This window comes from Actinocrinis puniceicyclus, assembly GCF_018283645.1.
In the GTDB taxonomy this organism is placed as follows: Bacteria; Actinomycetota; Actinomycetes; order Streptomycetales; family Catenulisporaceae; genus Actinocrinis; species Actinocrinis puniceicyclus.
This window is the reverse complement of the sequence record NZ_JAGSXH010000390.1, coordinates 1-458: the sequence shown is the minus strand read 5'-3', so window position 1 is coordinate 458 and position 458 is coordinate 1. Positions and strand designations below refer to the sequence as shown.

Genomic DNA, 458 nt, shown 5'->3' with positions numbered 1-458 from the left:
GTCGCGGACGCGTTGAACCGGCTGCTGTTCGAGCTGTCGCTCAAGTGCGCCAAGGAGGAGGGTGTGCGCGACTATTTCCATGTCGCGGTGCTCGGTTACGGTGCGCGGGTCGGTTCGGCTTTCGGCGGGGCGTTGGCGGGCCGGGATCTGGTGCCGCTGAGCCAGGTCGCGGACAATCCGCTGCGGGTGGAGCAGCGCGCGAAGAAGGTGCCTGACGGCGCGGGTGGTCTGGTGGAGACCACGGCCCGGTTCCCGGTGTGGGTTGATCCGGTGGCGCACGGTGGTACGCCGATGGCGCAGGCGTTCGGGCAGGCCGTGGCGCTGGTGGAGCGCTGGGTGGGGGAGCGGCCGGGGTCCTTTCCGCCGATCGTGCTCAACTTGACGGACGGGGAGTCCACCGACGGCGACCCGTCCGAGGCGGCGGCACGGCTGCGGTCGCTGGCCTCCGCCGACGGCCC

Annotated in this window: 1 pseudogene; it reads left to right on the top strand. The window is 71.8% G+C overall.

From position 1 onward, the window contains the following. Positions 1-458, top strand: a pseudogene (locus tag KGA66_RS29425) (VWA domain-containing protein); the annotation flags it as partial.